The sequence below is a fragment of the Bacillus sp. LR_5 genome (assembly GCF_042709275.1).
Genome location: NZ_JAVAXX010000606.1, coordinates 1 through 1,186 on the forward strand (window position 1 = coordinate 1; position 1,186 = coordinate 1,186).

Annotated in this window: 2 protein-coding genes; both read left to right on the forward strand. The window is 43.6% G+C overall.

Going from position 1 to position 1,186, the window contains the following annotated elements; translation table 11 throughout:
• The coding region (locus tag RAC86_RS38885; RefSeq protein WP_377886976.1) for an adenylate kinase at nucleotides 1-615 on the forward strand (615 nt) is incomplete at its 5' end.
• Nucleotides 612-1,186, forward strand: a 575-nt coding sequence (gene map / locus RAC86_RS38890; RefSeq protein ID WP_377886977.1) for a type I methionyl aminopeptidase, incomplete at its 3' end; no start/stop codon positions are given. The genes RAC86_RS38885 and map, both read left to right, overlap by 4 nt.

Genomic DNA, 1,186 nt, shown 5'->3' on the forward strand with positions numbered 1-1,186 from the left:
GGCACACAGGGCGAACGAATTGTTGAGGATTATGGGATTCCTCATATCTCAACAGGAGATATGTTCCGTGCTGCTATGAAAGAAGAAACACCACTCGGACTCGAAGCAAAATCTTATATTGATAAGGGAGAGCTCGTACCTGATGAAGTCACAATCGGAATTGTAAAAGAAAGACTTGGCAAAGACGATTGTGAAAGAGGTTTTCTTCTGGACGGATTTCCGCGAACAGTCGCTCAAGCCGAAGCTCTTGAAGAAATTCTTGAGGAATACGGCAAGCCGATTGATTATGTCATTAACATTGAAGTCGACAAAGATGTTCTGATGGAACGTCTGACTGGACGCAGAATTTGCAGTGTTTGCGGCACAACCTATCATTTAGTCTTTAATCCGCCGAAAACGCCGGGTGTTTGTGATAAAGACGGAGGCGAACTCTATCAACGGGCAGATGATAATGAGGAAACCGTCTCTAAACGGCTTGAGGTAAACATGAAGCAAACTCAGCCTTTACTCGATTTCTATTCTGAGAAAGGTTATCTTGCAAACGTGAATGGCCAACAGGACATTCAAGACGTTTATGCAGATGTGAAGGATCTTCTTGGAGGATTAAAAAAATGATTATCTGTAAAACCCCACGTGAACTTGGTATCATGCGGGAAGCAGGGCGAATCGTGGCTTTAACTCATGAAGAGTTAAAAAAGCACATTAAACCAGGAATCTCGACAAAAGAATTGGATCAAATTGCCGAACGTTTTATTAAGAAGCAGGGTGCAATCCCATCTTTTAAGGGGTATAATGGGTTTCGCGGGAGCATTTGCGTATCAGTTAATGAAGAACTCGTTCACGGCATTCCTGGCAGCAGGGTGCTGAAGGACGGTGACATCATCAGTATTGATATCGGTGCTAAATTAAATGGTTATCATGGTGACTCTGCATGGACATATCCGGTAGGAAACATCAGCGATGATGACAAAAAACTTCTGGAAGTGACAGAGGAGTCTTTATATAAAGGCTTGCAGGAAGCAAAACCAGGTGAACGTTTGTCGAATATTTCCCACGCAATACAAACGTATGTCGAAAATGAGCAGTTTTCAGTTGTTAGGGAGTATGTCGGACATGGTGTTGGTCAAGACTTGCATGAGGACCCGCAAATTCCTCATTACGGTCCGCCCAACAAAGGACCACGGCT